Source organism: Halalkalibacter alkalisediminis, assembly GCF_028610705.1.
In the GTDB taxonomy this organism is placed as follows: domain Bacteria; phylum Bacillota; class Bacilli; order Bacillales; family Bacillaceae_D; genus Halalkalibacter; species Halalkalibacter alkalisediminis.
Genome location: NZ_JAQQWT010000003.1, coordinates 268,060 through 288,396, shown reverse-complemented (window position 1 = coordinate 288,396; position 20,337 = coordinate 268,060). Strand labels below are relative to the sequence as shown.

The following is a 20,337-nucleotide window of genomic DNA, read 5'->3' as shown; positions in this document are numbered from 1 at the left end:
TAATAGCAATAGACAAAGAAAAGGGGTTGAGGCTGTGAAAAAGGTAATTTTAATAGTAGTATTATTAACAGTAACAGCGTGTACTCAAACCCCACTTGAAAGTCAGCCTTTACCGAAAAGTCTGATTGAATCACCAGTAAAGCGAGATATACCTCATTCATTTTTTGTTGGATCAGCTATCATACCTGTAGATGAAAATGCTCGAGTCGTAGAGGTTATGAACTGGTTTGATGATGAGACTATATTGTTTTTAGAGGAAGACATAGAAGGATCAACGATACATAAACACCATCTTTTTACAGGAGAATCTTCCGTCTTTTTTGAGATGAAGGGTTGGATTGTAAATGTTATTGCAAATGTTGATCATTCGTTATTTGCGTTACATGTTATAAATGAATTAGATCAATCTGAAATCGTCATCGTAGATAAACAAGGGGAACAGAAATTAACGATTAGGGATTTTGGTGAAGATTATTCTGTTTATTGGAATGAATATGAACCTGTTTCTTTCATCTTAACAGCGTACTTACCCGATTGGAATTTTGAGACCTATTTTGTGAATGTTGAAGAGGAACAAATCAACCAAATATATTTAGAACAATCTTACATCCAATGGATTTCCGCTGATTCAGTTGCATATTTGAATTGGGATGAGTTAGAACCTAGTTTCAGGGCTCCCCTTTACCGAGCCAATGTAGAAACAGGGGAAACTGAATTGTGGAAAGAGGATGTCATTGCTTATACGAGTTTTTCAGATGGTTTATCCTTATCCATATCAGTAGAAACCGACTATGATCTTTATTCTGTTTATAAATTTTATGATGATAAAGAAAAGTTCAGACAAATAGAAGTCCCAATCTTGAACACTTACTCAGAACAATGGTGGATTCCATTTTACACATATGACAATGAAAATGGAATTTTCTACTTTTTACGGCCTAAAACGAGTGGTGATTTCATTACCTACACAGATGGATATGATTTAATTGCCTATAATGTATATGCAGATTCTGAGACGAAATTAACAACGCTAGAGCGTCATGTCCCCATTTCCATTTCACCTGGTGGGTCTAGTCTTCTGATAGGAGAACGATTTGAAGACGTGTTGGACCTTAGTGAGGGCGTGCTTATTCCTGTCTGGGATAATGAATAGCGTAAGATCATAAAGTTTCACCTCTTGATTTTTAAGAAGAGTCTGTCATAATGAAAGTAATAACTAGTAGTATTTTCAAGACTAGGGGTGTCCATGTGGATGGACTGAGAAAAAGGAATTCCTTTTACCCTCATACCTGATCTGGATCACGCCAGCGTAGGGAAGTCGTCGCAGCCGTATTCCGTTCGTTCGGATACGGTTTTTTTCATGTTAAAGGTGAAAGATTACCGCTTGAAAAGCATGCTATGGACTTGACCTTCTTGAATATACATATTACCGATAAAGGTGGAATACAACATGAAAGAGTTTAAGTTATATGCGATTACAGGAGAAGAGTTTCACCAAGGTCGTGATTTAATTGAAGTGATGGAGCAAGCGATCCTGGGCGGTGTTGATATTATTCAACTTCGTGATAAAACAAGTAGTAAACGAGAGATTCTACAAAAAGCTAAGGCGTTGAGAGAGTTAACACATAAGTATGGTGTAACTTTTATCGTCAATGATCACATTGATGTTTCGCTTGCAGTTGATGCAGATGGTATTCATATTGGTCAAGATGATTTGCCACTCGCTGAAGCTAGAAAAATTGTTGGAGATAAAATTATAGGAATTTCAACACATAAAATTGAAGAAGCTCGTGAAGCTGAAGCTGGTGGTGCAGATTACATCGGCGTTGGTCCGATCTTCCATACAAATAGCAAAGTGGATGTGGTTGATCCTGTAACGACTACTTATATCAATCAAGTTTCTAATGAAATAACGATTCCGTTTGTTGCAATTGGTGGAATTAAATTGCATAACGTTGATCAAGTGCTAGAAGCAGGTGCAACAAGAATTTGTATGATTAGTGAGATTGTTGGAGCAGAAGACATTAAGGGAGTTTGCAAAACTTTCACAAAAATTCTATCTGAAAAGGGAGAATGAACAATGAGGTTATTTATTAATGGAGAAGCACATGAGATAGTGGTTGCCAATTTAGCTGAGGTCGTTACACACTTTGGTCTTGAGCCCCATCTCGTTATTACTGAAGTGGATGGTATAATTGTTGAACGTTCTAGCTGGGAAGAAACACAATTAAGTGATGGAATGAAAATTGAACTTGTACAATTTGTTGGAGGTGGATGATGATGAGAGATAAAAAGTTAACCATTGCTGGGAAAGAACTATCATCGAGATTTTTTCTTGGGACAGGAAGATATCCTAATCCTTTCGTTCAAAATGAAGCAATCAAAGCTTCTGAAGCAGAGGTATTAACATTTGCAATACGACGAGTAAACCTTGGTGCACCGAATGAAGATGCAATTTTACAACATTTAGAAGGAATGTCCTTTACTTATTTGCCGAATACATCAGGTGCAAAAACCGCAGAAGAAGCGATTCGGATCGCAAGACTTGCAAAAGCTTCTGGCTTAAGTGACTGGATTAAGGTAGAGATTAGTGCGGATGAGAAAACGTTGCTCCCAGATCCAATTGAAACATTAAAAGCAACGGAAGTACTAGCAGCTGAAGGTTTTGTTGTTTTACCTTATACATCAGATGACCCTGTGCTTTGTAAAAGGCTTGAGAGTGCTGGGGCGGCTGCTGTTATGCCTGGAGGTGCCCCAATTGGTACAGGATTAGGAATCCTAAATCCTTATAATTTACAACTGATTGTTGAACAAGCTGAAGTACCAATTATTGTGGATGCTGGACTCGGTTCAGCGATGGATATTGCTCAAGCGATGGAACTCGGAGCAGATGGGGTATTAATGAATACACCAGTCGCAAAAGCAAAGGATCCAGTTAAAATGGCTAGAGCAATGAAATATGCAATAGAGGCAGGAAGACTATCTTTTGAAGCTGGTCGAATTCCTAAGAAAAAATATGCTACAGCAAGTAGTGGTTTGGCTTCATACGTTTCAAAATAGAAAGAGCACTAGGGGGGAGATTGATTGTGCAAGAACGAGTACTGATTCTTGGGGGGGGAGTAATTGGTCTTGCTACAGCCTTTGAGCTGAGCAGACGTAATTACAATGTTACCGTTTTAGAGAAAACAACTTGTGGGGGACAAGCCTCAGGAGCTGCTGCAGGAATGCTTGCTCCTTTTTCAGAAATTGGAGAAGATCCTGATGATTTCTTTAAGTTATGTCTAGATAGTTTACGTTTATACAACAAGTGGCAAGCAGATGTGAAAAAAATATCTCAAATGAATTTCGAGTATGCACAGAGTGGTAGTCTTCATGCTGTCTATCATGATGCCGATGTATTGGCACTAGAAACGAGACAGTCCTGGCAACGCGAATGGGGAGCTGAAGCTGAACTAATCTCAGGAGAGCGTTTATGGAAGATGGAACCGTTACTTGCCAAAGATGTGAAGGCGGCTATGTACTACCCTGAAGAAAGCCATGTTTTTGCTCCTGATTATGTGAAGGCACTTGAAGCGGCTTGTCGAATAAATGGAGTTGTAATTGTTGAACAACTCGAGCAAGTGACGGTTACGGATTGGGCAAATTCCATTACTGTGAAGGCGAAAGAGGGTCAAGAATTTAGTGGTGATCGACTTATTGTCTGTTCGGGGGCGTGGTCGGGCGAATTGGAGGAAACGTTTGGGATTCGAATCCCAGTATATCCAATCAGAGGGCAAATATGTGCCTACGAAATTCCAATGAATCAAGTAAAACACATTGTCTATACAAGTCAAGGTTACCTCGTACCAAAGGCAAATGGAACTCTAGTCAATGGAGCCTCTGAAGACATTGCAGGATTTAAAACCGACGTAACGGAAAAAGGAATTGCTCGCTTAACCAACTGGAACAAGCATGTATTTCCATTTTTAGAAAAAGAAACGCCTTTTCATACGTGGGCAGGATTACGACCTGCCACTCAAGATGGTTTCCCGCTAATTGGTAAAATAGAAGAAGCTCCTCATGTAGTGTTTGCAACTGGACATTATCGAAATGGAATATTGCTTAGTCCAATCACAGCAGTGGCTATAGCAGACCTACTTGATGAGAAACAGCCCTATCAACCATTACAATCATGTAAACCAGAGAGATTTATATAGAGTTTGAACCCCCAAAGGTCGTACTTTACCTTTTGGGGTTCAAACTCTCAACTAATGTACAAACGTAAGGAAAGGATGAAGCATATGTCAATTGCTAAAGCTTTAACAATTGCCGGTTCTGATAGTGGTGGTGGTGCTGGCATTCAAGCAGATATCAAAACGTTTCAAGAACTTAATACCTTTGGCATGAGTGTTATTACGGCTTTAACAGCTCAGAATACATTGGGTGTTCATGGGGTATTTCCACAAACATTAGAAGCCATAGAAGCGCAAATGGAAGCAGTTTTATCTGATATGGGTACAGATGCAGTTAAAACGGGAATGTTATTTTCAGCCGATATCATCTCATTAGTGGCCAGAAAGTTAAAAGAGTACGAAGTGAAGAACATTGTAGTTGATCCAGTCATGATTGCAAAAGGTGGAGCTGCTCTTTTGCAGGAAGAAGCCATTAGGGCTCTTACTGAAGAACTTCTACCGATTGCAACCGTAATTACTCCTAATTTACCTGAAGCTGCGAAAATACTTGGACGTGAAGAAATGAAAACTATTGAAGAAATGAAGCAAGCGGCGGTTGATTTGCATAAGTTAGGTCCAGCCTATGTAGTCATTAAAGGTGGACATTTAACAGAAGGACCGGCAATTGACTTGCTATACGATGGTGAGTCCATTTATGAGTTAGAGACAAGACGAGTGGAAACAAAGCATACACACGGTACGGGATGTACGTTTGCTGCGGCTATCGCTGCAGAGTTAGCGAAAGGATCTCCCATTAAAGAATCTGTTGAGACGGCTAAAGCCTTTATTACAGCTGCGATCTCTTCATCTCTTGTGATTGGAAAAGGAATAGGTCCTACTAATCACGCAGCTTATCGAGCTGCTAGATTGCAAAAGCAATAATAGAATGAAAAGTGCAACCCAAATGAATCGTTTAAGTCTGCTAGAAGAATATTCTTTTAGCAGGCTTAATTGACTTTTAAGGTATTCTTTCCGTAAAAAGCGAGGTTGCGTTATAATGTAAATGAGCTTGAGTGATAAAATGAAGCTGTTAATGAAAGACATGGAGAGGAAGACGACAACGATGTTTAGTGGAAATAAACTTGTACTCATCTTACCAGGTATTTTAATGGTAGTCATGTTAATAGGTGGTTATCAATTCTTACAAGGGTCCGAAGAAGTTACAAATGAGCAACTTCAAGAACTTGTAGATTCTCAAGTAAACATTATAGAAGTAGAAAGTGGTCTACAGGTTGAAGTGGCATGGGATTTGGACTACGATGCCAGTTGAAGGTTTATACGGAGAAGATTATTTAAGTATATATGTATTGGATCAATCAACAGGAATAGCTAGAACGGATGTAGAAATGGAAGAGGGGTTGGTTCAACTTCTACATGCTGACCAAGTGATTGAGGAAGACACTGGTACGTTTGTTGATAATGGAATTATCTTCACTTTTTCTAATAAGCTAGTCGATCATGAAAGTTACGGTAATCTAGGTCAAGTTAGAGTAAAAGTAGAAGGGCTAAATCTTAATCCAAATGATGTAAAAGTACAACTTCTCCATACATGGACGGAACACAGCCCTCTTGAATTAGAAGATGCCACTTTTGCATCGCCCTCTTTTTCAGGTGCAGCCAATGTACCTTATTGGATTGAAGTACTTGATTGATTTGTAATAGTTAAGTGTAATAACTTTTAAACATGTTGCAGCTATTGTTGGGAAACTTGGATGATAAAGGGTAACTTGGTTGTTAACAAAAAAGGACTGGTATGGAAGTGAAAATTAGAGGACTCTCTTATCAAAATGGAATTTTTTACATAGGGAAAGAGCACGTTGCGTGCGCTTTCCATGAAAAAGGTAAATTAAAAAGCTGGGTAGAGCCTATTAATAGTCGTACATTATTCACAATGATGAAGCAGATAATGGTCTCAATGCCATTATGGTTTAAACTTCTAACGCTCCTTTATGTAGGATTCATTTTTGTACCTAAGATCATCGCAATCTGGCAACCTACAGTTTGGAACGGTATCCCTTTATACGCTATTTTTTATTTAATATTCGGAACCCACTTTCTCTTTCCGAAGCAATTAAAAAAATACCACGGAGCAGAACATAAAGTGTTTAGTGATAGGGGATTGATTGGAAGGGCGCGCTTGTTTCAAATTAAACAAGCTAGTATTACCAACCGATACTGTTCTACAAATGCCGTTGTCATCTATTTTATGAGTGTAATAGTTGGTTCCATCCTATTATTTGCTGTAACAAAACAAGTTTCAACATCGTTAGAAATAGCATCCTATAGTGGATTGATAATCGTACCAATGGTTCAAAAGCTTATGGAAGTTAAACAATTTCGATTACTCAGAAGGGTAATATTGAAAATTTCTTATTGGTTGCAGGTTCATGTGACAACAACTGAACCAGATCGAATTCATTTAATAGCATCAATAGAATCCTATCGACAGTTAGCGAAAAAGGAGTTTCCTGAAAGGCTAGTTGTTAGAAGAACAAGAGTGAAAAAGGAGGAGAGCCACATGGCCATAGTAGATGTCACAGTTATCCCAGTTGGAACAGAAAGTCCTAGTGTAAGTAAATATGTTGCAGAAATCCAAGAGGTGTTAAAGTCATATGATGGCAAAATTAAATATCAGCTAACGCCTATGAGTACTATCATAGAAGGCGAACTTCCACTTTTATTTGAAGTTATTCAAGCTATTCATGAAGTACCCTTTAAGCACGGACTTAAGCGGGTAGCCACAAATATTAGAATAGATGACCGAAGAGATAAGCTGTCCACGATGGAAGGGAAACTTGAATCGGTTCAGTCGCATTTAAAGGAAGAGGATGAGAAACTTGCTAAAGCAGATGATACGATTTAAACAAAAGGAAAGCTAACTAGTTAGCTTTCCTTTTGTTGTTATGAGAGTAATGTTTTGATCATAGTGACATGAGGGATGCCAGCATCCATAAATTGATCAGAAACGGTTTCATAGCCTAGTTTCTTATAGAACGTTTCGGCTTGAATTTGAGCATTGAGTTTGGTTTTCGATGCTCCTTTTTGTTGGGCTGCTTCTTCAATCTTATCCATTAAAAGGCGTCCAACTCCGGTTCCACGACTTGTTTTTACGATACAGATACGTTCTATTTTACCAAAGCCATCTATAAATCGAAGTCGGCCGGCACCGATCGCTGTTTCATTTTGATCATAAACAACAAAATGAATGGCTTGATCTTCAAATTCATCAATTTCTTCTTCCATCGGAACGTTTTGTTCTTCAAAGAATACTTCAGTTCGAACCCGAAAAGCGTCATCTAGCTGTTTTTTTGTTTCAACTGTTACAACATACATAATATTTAAGCATCCTCTCCAAGATGAAATGTTTCATATACACTCCAAGAACCATTTTCTAGTTGATAAAGCAATTGCATTCGATTAATGACTTCTTGAAACTCAAAGTTTCTCATTTTAAGTCTACCCACTACATCCGCATGTTCGTCATCAGAAAGTTCTTGTCCAATGGTGAGATGGGGAATAAAGCCATATTTGGGATTTTGGCTGAAGGGTTCACTGTGTAATTGATCGTATAAAAATGTCAACGACTCATGCTCTCGTATTTTAAAAAATATCGTATTTGATTGAGGGTAAAAACTATCAACCTTATAGATATCAATTAAAGCTGGCTGTGCTTTTTTAGCAATTTCACGGAGCATCGCCACTAATGTCGGTAATTCTTCTTCTTTTACGTCAAATGTTTCCTTTAACGTAATATGTGGTGGAATCATTGCATAGTGAGAATCATATCGCATACGAAATGAATTAGCTTGATCTTGTAGTTGCTTTGATGGAAACAGAGCAATACCAACCTTCATAGTAAATCCTCCTTAAGATAATAATGTAGTTAATCCCTTGGGTAGGTCTTTTTGCCAATAAGTCCAAGTATGGTCGCCGTCAAACTCATCATACGTATAAGCGGCAAATGATCTTTCTTTTATAGCCTTAAACAACTTCTTGTTTGGTGTTACAAAATCAATCACTTGGCCATCGGTTGTTTTAACGGCTGTCTCTTTTTTTCCAATTACATGATAGAGTACAATTTCTTCAGGCTTTTTACAAGTTTCAATTTCACGTAAAACCGTATCGTTCACAAATGGCGAGTGCATCATGACTTGACCAAATAAACTAGGGTACCTTAATGCGGCTAGTAGAGAAACTGTAGCTGCGAGTGAATCACCGGCTAATGTTCTTGCAGAAGCAAGTTGGTGGGTTGGATATGTTTTTTCAATAAAAGGAAGAAGTTCGTTTGCTAAAAATCGTATGTATGCTTCTACCTTTTCTCCGTTCGGATGATAACGTCTTCGTCTTTCATCAACAGAAGGATAAGGTACTCCAACTATGATTGTTTCTCGTATCTCACTTTCTTCGATTAATTCTTCAACCTGTCTTGGAATACGGCCGAGTTGGAAATAATCATTCCCATCCTGACAAATGAGGATGTCATATGTCTGCAAGGGCGTGTAATTGGGCGGAGTATAGATTAATAATGAAATCTCTTCATTTAATTCCTGACTTACTATTTTATTCTCAGATACTAAACCTTGTATAGACCTTCTAGCCAAATGTCTCAATCCCTTCCTTTCATTCTTTATTTTCATTTTACCTAATCACTGCTAAGAATGCCATGTTAAGCCTATTAATCCTGGTTATAATAAAGGGGACAACGCTAAATCATTCACTATATAAGGCTCTTTTTATTATGAGTTATAACCAATTGTGAAACATAATAATATTTTGTAATATAAGTTAATGAATAGTTTGGAAAGGTAGAGATGTTATGAGAAAAATACCAAAGTGGATCTATTATAAACAAGTGTTTCGCTCTAAATTTCAAGCCGGTTGTGTAAAAGCGAAGATTGAAGATAATTGGGTCAATGGTTATGAGGTAGGTCCATTGGTTGAAATTAAAAAGTTAAGAACGGATAAGTATGTTGTCAGGTATACGTATGACGAAACCATATAAATGAAGATCAATGGGTAATTTTAAATCTTCAAGAAGCTCTTTTATTGGGATTAATTGTTTGCTTTGCAATGTTAGGTGGGTGATTGTTTCTGGGCTTGTTCCATGGGAATTAGTCAAGGAACCAAAATTCTTTTTTTATAGGATAGGTGTTAGGATCTTTATAGTGATCAGCTATCTATTAACTAGAAGTTATTTACGATGAATAGAACAGTAAAAGGCAAGTGAAACTTAAGTTGAAAGAAAAGAGGGAAGAGACTGTGTCTCTTTCCCTCTTTATGTTAAGAAAATAATTTTTTATAGATACTATATCCTTCTTTATCTAGCTCTTCTTTTGCGATAAATCGGAGAGCGGCCGAGTTAATACAGTAACGTAACCCATTTGGTCCTGGTCCATCATTAAATACATGACCGAGGTGTGAATCGGCATCCTTACTACGAACTTCTGTACGAATCATGAAGTGACTGCGATCTTCTTTTTCAATAATTTCTTCATCAACGATAGGCTTTGTAAAACTCGGCCACCCACACCCTGCATCGTATTTATCTGTTGAACTAAATAACGGTTTTCCTGAGATAATATCGACATATATGCCTTCTTCTTCTTTTGCGTAAAACTCATTCTGAAAAGGAGGCTCTGTTCCGTTTTCCTGAGTGACATGATATTGCATCGGCGTAAGTCGCTGTTTTAAGTGTTCGTTTGATTCATTACTCATTTGTTTTCCCCCAGTGTTTATTGATAAACGCCTCTCTACCTGAACCTGTTCGATAACGATTGTAGTGCAGTGGGTTCTTTTTGTAATAGTCTTGATGATAGTCCTCTGCTAGGTAAAAGTGCTTTGCTGGTAGTATTTGTGTAACTACTGGTCGATTAAATTTATTGCTCCCCTTTAGTTCTGCTTTTGATTGCTCTGCTAAGAGGCGTTGATCCTCATTATGGTAGAAGATAGCCGTTCGATAAGAGTTGCCCCTATCAAAAAATTGACCACCTGCATCTGTGGGGTCAATTTGCTGCCAATAGATGGTAAGGAGTTTTTTGTAGGAGAATATAGATGGGTTGTATGTAATTTGAACAGCTTCGTAATGACCGGTTGTCTCGGAACATACTTCTTTGTAAGATGGATTTTCTGTATGACCACCTGTGTAGCCTGATACAACCGATAGTATTCCGTCAAATTGATCAAAAGGTTTGACCATACACCAAAAACATCCGCCTGCAAAAGTGGCAACTTCATAAGATGGAGATGTCATTTTATTACCTCCTTTTTTAATTAGTATACCAGTGTTTCGATTAAATTAAAAAATAAGGCATCTATGCTTGAGGATGAATACGTGCGGATCGAATGATGAATACCCTTATTATCATTCCAATCAAATAGCCACAGATAAGAAATAATATAGGTGACCAAATAACCCCGAGTATATGTCCAGAAATGGCGAAGGTGTGAGAATATATAACTCCGATTGTCCCAGTATACGCTGAAATGGCAAAAGGAATTGCTGAATAAGGCACATCCTTCCCTCCAGCATCCCTATAGGCATCATACATAGAAAATAAATATATACACGGATAAAACATTATCCATTGATAGTCAACAGTTTCATTTGCAACTTCACCTAAACCATAAAAACTGGGAATGATAGCGGCATTTAATCTTGCTTGAACATTAACAACGAATTCTAGAATAATAAATAAAAAGCCTTTTGCATATTTTTTATTTAGAAATTGACCAAATCCAGGAAAAGCAATACTCCAAAAAATGGCTTCTACTTTACGTTCTCGTTTCATTGACAACAACCTTTCGAAATAACCAATATGTAATGTGGAATCGATTTGCTTTAGCATAAGTGCTATACTTAGGTATTTCTCACCCCGCACTCATGTTCAATGTTTATAGTTTATCTTTTTATCATCTTTTTACCCTCGAAATTAATTTACAGTAATTAGGAGATTGTTTTGTTTTAGTCTTCTCTTGCATACTTTAGTTAGTGGGAGTAAAAAGGAAGGGAGTCAAAAATGAATCAAACGAATATATCCAATAAACCAGGTGTAGTACTGGTTGTTTCTGCTATAACCGGATGAACGCCCTGATTACTCATGGTATTCATGGATTGGGATGTTGTTTGCTGCTGGAATTGGCGTTGGTTTTGTCTTTTGGGGTGTGGCTGAACCGGTGTTGTATTACTTTGATACACCAATGGGATTTAGTCCAGAAACTCCTGAAGCCGCGGTTGCGAGGCTACGTTATGCCGTTTTTCATTGGGCCTTACATCCATGGGCTATTTTTGCAATCGTCGGTTTAACACTTGCCTATGTACAATTTCGAAAAGATCGACCCGCTTTAATAAGTTCTGCATTCTATCCAATCATTGGGGACCGTGTGAATGGATGGATCGGAAAATCGATAGATATTTTAGCCGTAATCGCCACTTGTACCGGGGGTGCAACCACTTTTGGTTTAAGTGCGCTTCAAATTACCGGAGGTTTGTCTTATATTTCTCCTATCCCTAATTCTGCTGTTACACAAACGGTTATCATCGCGAATGTCACATTTCTTTTTATGTTCTCAGCTGCAAAAGGAGTCGACAAAGGCATAAAAAGATTGAGTAATATTAATTTAGCTGTAGCAGGTGTCTTATTGCTTTTTGTCATTATAGTTGGACCTACTTTATTTATCTTAGAGAGTTTTGTAACTACACTTGGTGGATACATCACAAATGTAGCATCAATGAGTTTGACGATGACCCCTTTTACTGAAAGTACTTGGCTTGGAACAAATACGATTTTTTTCTGGGCATGGCATATTGCTTGGGCTCCATTTATGGGGATCTTTATTGCAAGGATCTCTCGTGGTCGGACGATTCGAGAGTTTATGACGGGAGTTTTACTTGTTCCATCTTTTTTAGCAGTTATTTGGTTTACTACATTTGGAGGAACGGCTTTAAGTTTAGAAATTGCAGGGGCAGCTCCTATTGGTGATCTAGTCATGAATAATGTGGAAATTGCGCTTTTTGCCATGCTAGGAGAATTGCCTTTAAGCGCTATTACGAGTTTTATTGCTGTAATCTTAATCCTTATCTTTTTCATAACTTCTGCAGATTCTGCTTCTTACGTACTTGGTGCAATGACGTCTAATGGAAGCTTGAATCCAAGTTTATTTGTAAAAATGCTTTGGGGTATTTTAATTGCAGGTACGGCTAGTGTGTTGTTAATAAGTGGTGATGGCGGCCTTAGTGCATTGCAAACCGCTTCGATTATCGCAGCGCTACCTTTTGCTATCATTATGGCTATCATGATTGTTTCGGTATTAATTATGCTTGGTAAAGATTATAAAGTAGAAGGAACAAAGAGAAAAAAGAAAAATCGAAAAGAAATTAAAGCTGAAATACGTGAAGAAATATATGAAGATATTTAAAGAAGAAGTACTAGAAGAAATGAGAGACGAAGTTTTGGAAGAAATAAAAGAAGAAGTCAAGGAGGAGCTAAAAGAAGAAATTAAAGATAACATTATAAAAGAATTGGACATTGAACATGAAAACAATAACGAGAAAAAAACTTAGCAGTATGTGAGATGAGAAATAAGTTCAATTACTATAAGTGATACTAAAAGTAAAAACAAACGTATTGGGTTTGATGTTCCCAATGCGTTGTTTTTTGTTCTAAATGTCTTACGTCTTTGAAAATTCGACTAATTTCAATTCCCCTTTAGCCTATTCTCTAGACATAGTTACACATCCCGAGCGCTTGTATCATATGCTAATAATGCCATTCGGCTACACTCAGTAAGAAAGGATGCCTGATTATGGGAAATTATCAACAAGACCTGATGGATATAATGGTCAAGAAGGTTTTAAGTAAGCATAATGTTACACCTGTTTCTGACTTGTCAGAAGAGGATAAAGAGAAAGTAAAAAAGGTAGTTGGTGAAATACAATCAGAAGTAGAAAGCTTCTTAGAAAATCAAAATAAAACACTAAGCGAACAAGATTTTCAGAGTAAGGATCAGCCTAAAGTAGAGGCTCAAAACACAACTAATCCAGTTGTTCATGAATCCCTGCAAAAGATTATAAAAAGCAACAATGATTTAGATAAAGTAAAAATGTTTTTAAATAAATTAAAATAAATAACTTACTTGTTAGATGGCCTCTCAGATTAGGGGCCATTTTTTTATAGGCCATTTCAATTTAGGCGCTAAGCTTGAGGCAAACGACCAAGCAAATATCCTAAGTGTTCATAGTTTACATTAGAACGGAAAAGGAGGAATTGAAAAATGAGTCAACAGATTTCACAAGATGCTGATCAATTAAATAAAACGTTGCAACAATCGGAAGAGCTAATTTTTATTAAAGATTCATGTGATGTAACAGTAAGCTCAACAGATACGAAAGCAGCAGTATCATTACAAGCTTCCTTACAAGCGGCAATCGCATTAGTGATAAGCATTTCCGTTGCGAGTAGTGAACAAGCAAAAAGCATCACTCAAGAATTATTACAAACAACCAAAACGAAGCAAGTGACTATACAAAAAACGGTAATCGAAAACTCTAAAAATGTAGATGTAACGACAACAGATACACAAGTTGGAGTTAATATTCAACTGTTGCTACAAATTCTTTTAGCATTATTAGTAAATCTAGATGTTTTATAGGTTTAACTAAGGGAACATTCATCGTTGAATATAGATACCAGTAAAAGAGAGCTTCTTCAACGTGTTTGGAGGCGTTCTCTCTTTTCATCTAATGCAAAATGAAAATTAGACACATGAACCAAGGCTAATAACCAAGCAAATTTCACGTAGAGACATAGTGTAAATTAGAAACGGAAAGGAGGAAATGAACATGAATCAAGACGTATACTATTCATCTAAAAAGAAAGAATCAAGGTGGTCAGCACTTGACACGAAAGCATGTCATCCAACTGACGATGCAGATGTAGAACAAGTTGCTGGTCAAGTAGATAAAACATTACAGTTCTCAGAGGAGTATATTTTCATTAAAGACTCTTGCGATGTAACGGTGAGTTCAACAGATACGAAAGCAGCTGTGTCATTACAAGCTTCTTTACAAGCAGCGATCGCATTAGTGATCAGCATCTCTGTTGCAAGTGCCGATCAAGCAGAGCAAATCACTCAAGAATTACTTCAAAGCACTAAAACCAAGCAAATGAACTATCAAAAAACAGTTATTGAAAACTCTCGCAACGTTGAGGTAACAACAACTGATACACAAATCGGTGTAAACATCCAACTATTGCTTCAAATTCTCCTAGCGTTACTAGTAAATCTTGACGTTCTTTAAACTGAGGTAGAGGCGGGATTTCCCGTCCTCTTTTTTTGATTTATCTTTTAAAATGCCTCTTAGACAAATAGATAAAAGTGCTTATCCTAAAATTGGAGCTGTGTTAGGTGGGATGAACCCTCAACATGCGATTGTGAGTGGACTTGGCGCAATGCCCGCCGATAGTGTAGGAAACCCATGGACTGCGTCGTACATTAATGCCAGCGGGAATATATTAGCTGACTTTCGATTGAACTTAACATATGAGTCACAAGGACGCCTCCAAGCAGTCAGACTATACGAAATGACAACCGACCCTGGTGTAAAAGATATGCTGTCTTTTTTAATTGTGCGTGATACCATGCATCAAAATCAGTGGTATGCAGCCATTTGCGAATTAGAAGAAAAAGAAAATATTGTTGTTCCTAGTACATTCCCACGTGAGCTTGAGAAGCAAGAAGTCGCGTATGATTTTTATGATTTATCAGGTGGTACAGCTAGTAAAGAAGGACGTTGGGCGCAAGGACCAAGTATGGATGGATTAGGTGAGTTTAAATATTATCATAACCCGAAACCGTTTAGAAAGATTCCTAAATTAAGACCAGCTCCACCTTACGTGCATAATACGATGCTTCCCAAAGGACCTCATATGCCACCTCATATGGGATAAGGTAAAAAAAGAGAGTTCAAAGGCTGAACTCTCTTTTGCTTTAATAAACTTATAAATAATCATTGAAAAAAATATGGTGGTAAAGATAAAAATTATGGATTTTAAAAAGGCTTTGTCTTACAAGTACTTGGAGAAAGTGGTATGTAGATCTAATCATAAGTTTTTTTGGGAGCATAAAGCATATGAAAAATTGTCTGTTACCTACATAAAAAATATAAAGGGTTTTGTGGAAGGATGGAGAATTTTATCGATAATAGAGTTTTTAAGGAGAATGTCAATGAATGGTTCTGTTTTTTCATCATGCTTAGAGGCATCATTACAGGGACAAGCAATTCTTAATGATAATGGAGAATTTTTGTTCGTTAATCGAGCTTTCTGTGAACATGTAGGTTATACCAAAGAGGAACTTCTGTTGTTATCAATTGAATCGTTTGTCATTTATGAGGCTAATGAAGACCTTATGAAAAAAGAACCGATCATTAAAAGAGGGATGCAGCAAAAACAGGTGGAAAAGCTCATCTTACACGGAAATGGTTATCTTCAAACAACACTGTTCACGGTTACGGATGTTTCTGACCTAAATCAGGGATATTACCATGTTCAGTTAGATAAAATTGTGACCACGTTTGACGATGTCGATTTCTCCATGCTCGAATCTAAATTACGTGATCGCGATGAAGTTCGTTTACCTAAAAAAATATTAGATGGGATTAAAGATACTATTATTACGATTAGGCTAGATGGTCAGTTCCTATATGCAAATGAAGCAGCGGAAAAATTGTTTAATCGTAGTATGGAAGAATTACTAAGTAATGATTTTTGGACTTATTTAAAACAAAATAATGATGAAGAACTTTTAAGTAAATTTTATCAATTATTAGCAGGTGAAGAATACACACAATTTGAAGTGTATAAAAAGGATCAAGATGAGTGGTTCGATGTGAGGGCATATCGTTCTGATGATCAAGTAACCCTTTATTTTATTAATATTAGCAATCGAAAGAAAATGGAGAAAGAATTAAAAGAGAGTGAAATGAACTATAGAAGTTTGGTTGAAAAGTCACCTGAAACCATTTCCGTACACAACGGAAAGGAAATTATATACATTAATCCAGCGGGCAAGAAACTCTTTGGTATTAGAAGCTTTTCAGAAGGTGCCTTGAATTTATCCGAAATAGTAGTAGCCCAAGATCAGGCTAGGATGCGTGAAAATTATAGAATGCTTTTAACGGGTAAGAAAGAAATGACTAATTCCGTCTATACATTAAAGAGGTTGGATGGGAAGAAGTTCGATGCAGAAGCAACAACCACTCTCATAACATTCAAAGGAAAACCAGCTTTTAGAACAATCTTAAAAGATCTTTCAGAGCGAAAAAAAGTAGATGACCTTATTAGAAAATCTGATAAATTATCAGTCGTTGCTCAACTTGCTGCGGGAGTTGCTCATGAGATTCGAAATCCACTAACAACAGTTAAAGGGTTCCTCCAACTCTTTCAGAAAGAACAAGAGGTTAAACCCTTTTATTTAAGTTTAGTAATGGAGGAGCTTGAGAGAGTGGAAGCCATTATATATGAGTATCTTACTTTAGCCAAACCAAATGTTGAGAGTGTTTTTAGTAAAATTGATATTCAAGTACTTCTTGAGCAAATCTTAACGCTAACCAAGGCTCAATCAAATATGAATAATGTGACATTGGAGTTTGAATATGAACAAGTACCAGCGATTTATGGTCTGGAGAAGCAATTAAAGCAAGTGTTTATTAACTTATTAAGAAATGCAATTGAAGCTCTAACAGATAAAGGGACTATTCATGTACGAATCTTAAAGCATCCAGATAATCAAGTTTGTATACAAGTAGAGGACAATGGTTGTGGCATACCAAGTGAGCGAATTGATCGCCTTGGAGAACCTTTTTATTCTACAAAAGAAAAGGGAACGGGTTTAGGTCTTATGGTTTGTTATAAAATTATCGAACATCATAATGGCGTTTTAAATATATACAGTGAAGCAGGAAAAGGAACAACATTAGAAGTAATTCTTCCCGCAAGTAACTAAAGAAATAGATTTAAACAACAGCCGTGAAACATTAGATTTTACAGCTATTGTATTGATCATATGTTCTTTTTTACGTGCAAAGAATAACGGCACCTCTTGAACTGTCAAAAAGTACTATAGAGATTGTGAGAATGTCAAAATAATTTGTAAAAAATTGTAAATGAGAGCGATAATCTTCTAACGAACCAGGTAGTTTAGTATGATAGGTACAGTTGGAAGCACATCTTACAAAGCAAATTCCAACCCAACTACAAAGGAGGAATTTACGATGAGCAAGAAACTACTTTATACGGTTTTAGCAGGAGCCCTTTCCATTAGTGTATTAGCAGCTTGTGGAGAACCAGTTGATGAGAACGCACCTTTAGAGGATCCAGCAACAATTGATGAGCCTGTAGACGAAGAAACAACTAATTAAGAATTCTTAACATGACAACATATGACAAAAGTGACTCAAATAGTTAATAGCTATTGAGTCACTTTTTGATTGGAACGATAAAATGGTTGTTTTCTTATTATTAAATAATATTTAAATATACAGAAATGCCGAATAAGTTTGAAAGAAAACCTGTCTAACATATTGAAACTATAAGTTGAATATGCTATTTATAATAAAGAACGTTTTTTCGTGACAAAAGTATTTGCATTCATAAAACAATGTGTTAATATGCATGTACAAGAATAAATATTATATTACTAGAGAAAATAGCGGGGGTTTAATGATGAAGAAAAAGTGGATGATGTTAGGGATGTCTGCAGTATTTTCTGTAGGTTTATTAGCTGGTTGTGGAGCCGAAGAGGACGCTGGTGAACAATTAGTGAGTTTTGAAATCCCAACTGAAGGTGAGTTAGGGTCAGCTATCGCTTTTCCTAAGGGCAGTGAGCTCGTGGAACCGTTTAACGAACAGTTGAATGAGTTAATTGAAAGTGGAAAAATGGATGATTTAATTTTAAAGTGGTTCGATGCTGGCGAAGGTTCTGTAGAAACGGATGATACAACAGAAGGAACGGAACGAACGAATACATTAATAATGGGTACATCAGCAGATTATCCTCCGTACGAATCTATTGACCTTGCAACGGGAGAAATTATTGGTTTTGATGTTGATATCGCTAAGTACATTACACAAGAATTAGGCTATGAATTAAAAATTGAAGATATGGATTTTAATGCGCTGATTCCTGCGATGGAAGCAGGTCGTGTGGACTTTGTTTTAGCGGGTATGACACCTACAGAAGAACGCAAAAATAATGTGAATTTTTCTGATATTTATTATGAGGCAACAAACCTTATCGTTTCTAAAGAAAACGCTAATCTTTCAACATTGGAAGACTTAGAGGGCTTAAAAGTTGGGGTTCAATTGGGTTCAATCCAAGAAGAGGAAGCAGAAGAACTTGCTGCAGAGTATGGTTTTGAAGTAGTGAAACTAAATCGTATTCCTGAAATTATGCAAGAATTAATAGCTGGGCGTATTGATGCAATTTTAATGGAAGATACAGTTGCAGAAGGTCACCTAGGAGCTCAACAATAAATATTAGTCATTAAGACACACCCGCGATTATATTCATGTCGCGGGATGTGTTATGTTTTATAATAAGTTACAAAACAGGAAGGATAATTGGGCATGAATTTGGACTTTAGCCAAATCGTGCCCCATATCCCTTTTTTATTACAAGGGATCGGGGTCACGTTACAATTCGTATCTGCAGCATTAGTGTTAGGACTCATTTTAGGAGTTATTTTATCTATTTTCAAAATTGGTAGGTTTCGTGTACTTCGTTGGTTTGCAGATGCGTATACATCTGTCTTTAGAGGAACGCCTCTTATCTTGCAATTATCAATAATTTATTTTGGGATCCCGCAATTTGGGTTTGATATCTCTGCTTATGTAGCTGGTGTTCTTGCTTTTGGTTTAAACTCGGCAGCTTATGTTTCAGAAATTATTCGTGCCGGTATTCAAGCTGTGGACAAAGGTCAGAAGGAAGCAGCGGAGGCTCTTGGGATCCCGTATCGTCCTACGATGCTTAGAATCATCTTACCTCAAGCGTTCCGTAACATTTTACCAGCTCTTTTTAATGAGTTTATTAATCTAACGAAAGAATCTGCTATCGTTTCTATTATTGGGGTTATGGATCTTATGCGTCGTGCTCAAGTTCTAAATGCTCAAATATATAGATACTTTGAGGCTCTTCTTTTTGTAGGATTGATTTATTACTTGTTAGTTATGGTACTGACGATAATCGGTCGTCTCATTGAAAGGAGGTTGCAACGTAGTGATTAAGGTTGATGATTTGCATAAATCGTTTGGGAAAGTAGAAGTGTTAAAAGGGATTACTACTGAAATAAAAAAAGGTGATGTAGTAGCGATTATTGGGCCATCGGGTTCAGGAAAGTCAACTTTACTTAGATGTATGAATCTTCTTGAAAAACCGACTTCCGGTAAAATATGGGTGGATCAAGAAGAATTAACAAACCCAAAAACGAATGTACTTCGAGTGAGACAACAAATAGGAATGGTGTTCCAACACTTTCACTTATTTCCACATATGACCGTTTTAGGGAATTTAATCTATGCGCCAATGACTGTAAAAGGACTTACAAAGCAAGAAGCTACAGAGAAGGCAGAAGATCTTTTGATGAAAGTAGGATTAATTGAAAAGCGAGATGAATACCCAAGTCGTCTATCCGGTGGGCAAAAACAACGTGTTGCTATTGCTCGTGCTCTTGCGATGGAACCGGAGGTCATGTTGTTTGATGAGCCGACTTCAGCGCTTGATCCTGAAATGGTAAAGGAAGTACTTGAAGTAATGAAAGACCTTGCGATGTCAGGGATGACTATGGCCATCGTTACGCATGAAATGGGATTTGCGCGTGAGGTAGCTGATCGGGTGCTATTTTTGGATCAAGGTATTCTAATGGAAGATGCTCCTCCTAACGAATTTTTTAATGCTCCGCGTTCCGACAGAGCTAGAGATTTTTTAGAGAAGGTATTATAATGCATGTAAGACTTACGGTGGAAAACTGTAAGTCTTTTTGTGACTTTCGTTTTGTAGGGATCGACAAAAGAGGTATTTCAAAACTCAAAACAGAAGAATGAAATGTTTAATAAACTATTATAGGTTTTTA

At 37.1% G+C, this 20,337-nt stretch carries 23 protein-coding genes, 4 pseudogenes and 1 riboswitch; of the genes and pseudogenes, 21 read left to right on the top strand and 6 right to left on the bottom strand.

Annotated features, from left to right (window positions below; all coding sequences use genetic code 11):
* Nucleotides 1-34: 34 nt before the first annotated feature.
* From PQ474_RS06330 to PQ474_RS26380, 10 genes and pseudogenes are all read left to right on the top strand, one after another.
* Entirely contained in the window at nt 35-1,153 is a 1,119-nt protein-coding gene (locus tag PQ474_RS06330; protein ID WP_273841191.1) for a YqgU-like beta propeller domain-containing protein, read from the top strand.
* 73 nt (nt 1,154-1,226) lie between these two features.
* A riboswitch (TPP riboswitch) is annotated at nt 1,227-1,333 on the top strand.
* Between the two features lie 117 nt (nt 1,334-1,450).
* Nucleotides 1,451-2,077 (top strand): thiamine phosphate synthase, encoded by a 627-nt coding sequence (gene thiE / locus PQ474_RS06325; protein ID WP_273841190.1) that lies wholly within the window; start codon nt 1,451-1,453, stop codon nt 2,075-2,077.
* Nucleotides 2,078-2,080: 3 nt separating this feature from the next.
* A complete protein-coding gene (thiS, locus tag PQ474_RS06320; RefSeq protein WP_273841189.1) occupies nt 2,081-2,278 on the top strand; it encodes a sulfur carrier protein ThiS in 198 nt (65 codons plus the stop codon).
* A 2-nt stretch (nt 2,279-2,280) separates the two neighbouring features.
* On the top strand, nt 2,281-3,060 hold the full coding sequence (locus tag PQ474_RS06315; RefSeq protein ID WP_273841188.1) for a thiazole synthase: 780 nt from the start codon (nt 2,281-2,283) through the stop codon (nt 3,058-3,060).
* A gap of 26 nt (nt 3,061-3,086) precedes the next feature.
* Nucleotides 3,087-4,196 carry a glycine oxidase ThiO gene (gene thiO / locus PQ474_RS06310; protein WP_273841187.1) on the top strand — a complete coding sequence of 370 codons (1,110 nt, stop codon included), beginning with the start codon at nt 3,087-3,089 and terminating at the stop codon, nt 4,194-4,196.
* 84 nt (nt 4,197-4,280) lie between these two features.
* On the top strand, nt 4,281-5,093 hold the full coding sequence (gene thiD, locus PQ474_RS06305; RefSeq protein WP_273841186.1) for a bifunctional hydroxymethylpyrimidine kinase/phosphomethylpyrimidine kinase: 813 nt from the start codon (nt 4,281-4,283) through the stop codon (nt 5,091-5,093).
* Nucleotides 5,094-5,232: 139 nt separating this feature from the next.
* Nucleotides 5,233-5,481 carry a hypothetical protein gene (locus tag PQ474_RS06300; protein ID WP_273841185.1) on the top strand — a complete coding sequence of 83 codons (249 nt, stop codon included), beginning with the start codon at nt 5,233-5,235 and terminating at the stop codon, nt 5,479-5,481.
* The gene (locus PQ474_RS06295; RefSeq protein ID WP_273841184.1) at nt 5,444-5,863 is read left to right on the top strand and encodes a hypothetical protein; all 420 of its coding nucleotides are present in this window, start codon (nt 5,444-5,446) and stop codon (nt 5,861-5,863) included. Before PQ474_RS06300 ends, PQ474_RS06295 begins: the two co-directional genes overlap by 38 nt.
* Before the next feature lie 101 nt (nt 5,864-5,964).
* A pseudogene (locus PQ474_RS26385) lies at nt 5,965-6,654 on the top strand (DUF1385 domain-containing protein); the annotation flags it as partial.
* Nucleotides 6,655-6,729: 75 nt separating this feature from the next.
* Entirely contained in the window at nt 6,730-7,074 is a 345-nt protein-coding gene (locus PQ474_RS26380) for an MTH1187 family thiamine-binding protein (RefSeq protein ID WP_337956346.1), read from the top strand.
* Between the two features lie 38 nt (nt 7,075-7,112).
* Here PQ474_RS26380 and PQ474_RS06285 read toward each other — a convergent pair whose 3' ends face one another.
* Genes PQ474_RS06285 through PQ474_RS06275 form a run of 3 tightly spaced genes read right to left on the bottom strand, consistent with a single transcriptional unit; the run spans nt 7,113 to nt 8,812 of the window.
* On the bottom strand, nt 7,113-7,544 hold the full coding sequence (locus PQ474_RS06285) for a GNAT family N-acetyltransferase (protein WP_273841182.1): 432 nt from the start codon (nt 7,542-7,544) through the stop codon (nt 7,113-7,115).
* Nucleotides 7,545-7,549: 5 nt separating this feature from the next.
* Nucleotides 7,550-8,065 carry a YjcG family protein gene (locus tag PQ474_RS06280; protein WP_273841181.1) on the bottom strand — a complete coding sequence of 172 codons (516 nt, stop codon included), beginning with the start codon at nt 8,063-8,065 and terminating at the stop codon, nt 7,550-7,552.
* Between the two features lie 12 nt (nt 8,066-8,077).
* On the bottom strand, nt 8,078-8,812 hold the full coding sequence (locus PQ474_RS06275; protein WP_273841180.1) for an esterase family protein: 735 nt from the start codon (nt 8,810-8,812) through the stop codon (nt 8,078-8,080).
* 215 nt (nt 8,813-9,027) lie between these two features.
* On the opposite strand from PQ474_RS06275, the gene PQ474_RS06270 reads away from it, so the two are divergent.
* The gene (locus PQ474_RS06270) at nt 9,028-9,213 is read left to right on the top strand and encodes a hypothetical protein (protein ID WP_273841179.1); all 186 of its coding nucleotides are present in this window, start codon (nt 9,028-9,030) and stop codon (nt 9,211-9,213) included.
* Nucleotides 9,214-9,491: 278 nt separating this feature from the next.
* Here the strand turns inward: PQ474_RS06270 and msrB are convergent, their stop codons facing one another.
* The 3 genes from msrB to PQ474_RS06255 all read right to left on the bottom strand — a co-directional run bounded on the left by msrB (nt 9,492) and on the right by PQ474_RS06255 (nt 10,999).
* A complete protein-coding gene (gene msrB / locus PQ474_RS06265; RefSeq protein WP_273841178.1) occupies nt 9,492-9,926 on the bottom strand; it encodes a peptide-methionine (R)-S-oxide reductase MsrB in 435 nt (144 codons plus the stop codon).
* Entirely contained in the window at nt 9,919-10,461 is a 543-nt protein-coding gene (gene msrA, locus PQ474_RS06260; protein ID WP_273841177.1) for a peptide-methionine (S)-S-oxide reductase MsrA, read from the bottom strand. Before msrA ends, msrB begins: the two co-directional genes overlap by 8 nt.
* A gap of 61 nt (nt 10,462-10,522) precedes the next feature.
* Nucleotides 10,523-10,999: a hypothetical protein gene (locus tag PQ474_RS06255; protein WP_273841176.1), complete on the bottom strand. Its 477-nt coding sequence runs from the start codon at nt 10,997-10,999 to the stop codon at nt 10,523-10,525.
* A 289-nt stretch (nt 11,000-11,288) separates the two neighbouring features.
* Between PQ474_RS06255 and PQ474_RS06250 the strand changes: the two are divergent.
* The 10 genes and pseudogenes from PQ474_RS06250 to PQ474_RS06205 all read left to right on the top strand — a co-directional run.
* Nucleotides 11,289-12,771: pseudogene (locus PQ474_RS06250) on the top strand (BCCT family transporter); the annotation flags it as partial.
* Nucleotides 12,772-13,013: 242 nt separating this feature from the next.
* On the top strand, nt 13,014-13,334 hold the full coding sequence (locus tag PQ474_RS06245; RefSeq protein WP_273841175.1) for a hypothetical protein: 321 nt from the start codon (nt 13,014-13,016) through the stop codon (nt 13,332-13,334).
* A 147-nt stretch (nt 13,335-13,481) separates the two neighbouring features.
* Nucleotides 13,482-13,859, top strand: a complete 378-nt coding sequence (locus tag PQ474_RS06240; protein ID WP_273841174.1) for a spore coat protein — start codon at nt 13,482-13,484, stop codon at nt 13,857-13,859.
* Nucleotides 13,860-14,049: 190 nt separating this feature from the next.
* The gene (locus PQ474_RS06235) at nt 14,050-14,508 is read left to right on the top strand and encodes a spore coat protein (RefSeq protein WP_273841173.1); all 459 of its coding nucleotides are present in this window, start codon (nt 14,050-14,052) and stop codon (nt 14,506-14,508) included.
* Between the two features lie 85 nt (nt 14,509-14,593).
* A pseudogene (locus tag PQ474_RS06230) lies at nt 14,594-15,157 on the top strand (manganese catalase family protein); the annotation flags it as partial.
* A gap of 277 nt (nt 15,158-15,434) precedes the next feature.
* Nucleotides 15,435-17,213, top strand: coding sequence for a PAS domain-containing sensor histidine kinase (locus tag PQ474_RS06225; protein WP_273841172.1), 1,779 nt, complete (start codon nt 15,435-15,437; stop codon nt 17,211-17,213).
* A 268-nt stretch (nt 17,214-17,481) separates the two neighbouring features.
* A complete protein-coding gene (locus PQ474_RS06220) occupies nt 17,482-17,628 on the top strand; it encodes a hypothetical protein (protein ID WP_273841171.1) in 147 nt (48 codons plus the stop codon).
* 517 nt (nt 17,629-18,145) lie between these two features.
* Nucleotides 18,146-18,733, top strand: a pseudogene (locus PQ474_RS06215) (transporter substrate-binding domain-containing protein); the annotation flags it as partial.
* Between the two features lie 102 nt (nt 18,734-18,835).
* A complete protein-coding gene (locus PQ474_RS06210) occupies nt 18,836-19,492 on the top strand; it encodes an amino acid ABC transporter permease (protein ID WP_273841169.1) in 657 nt (218 codons plus the stop codon).
* The gene (locus PQ474_RS06205; RefSeq protein WP_273841168.1) at nt 19,485-20,207 is read left to right on the top strand and encodes an amino acid ABC transporter ATP-binding protein; all 723 of its coding nucleotides are present in this window, start codon (nt 19,485-19,487) and stop codon (nt 20,205-20,207) included. Before PQ474_RS06210 ends, PQ474_RS06205 begins: the two co-directional genes overlap by 8 nt.
* Nucleotides 20,208-20,337 lie beyond the last annotated feature (130 nt).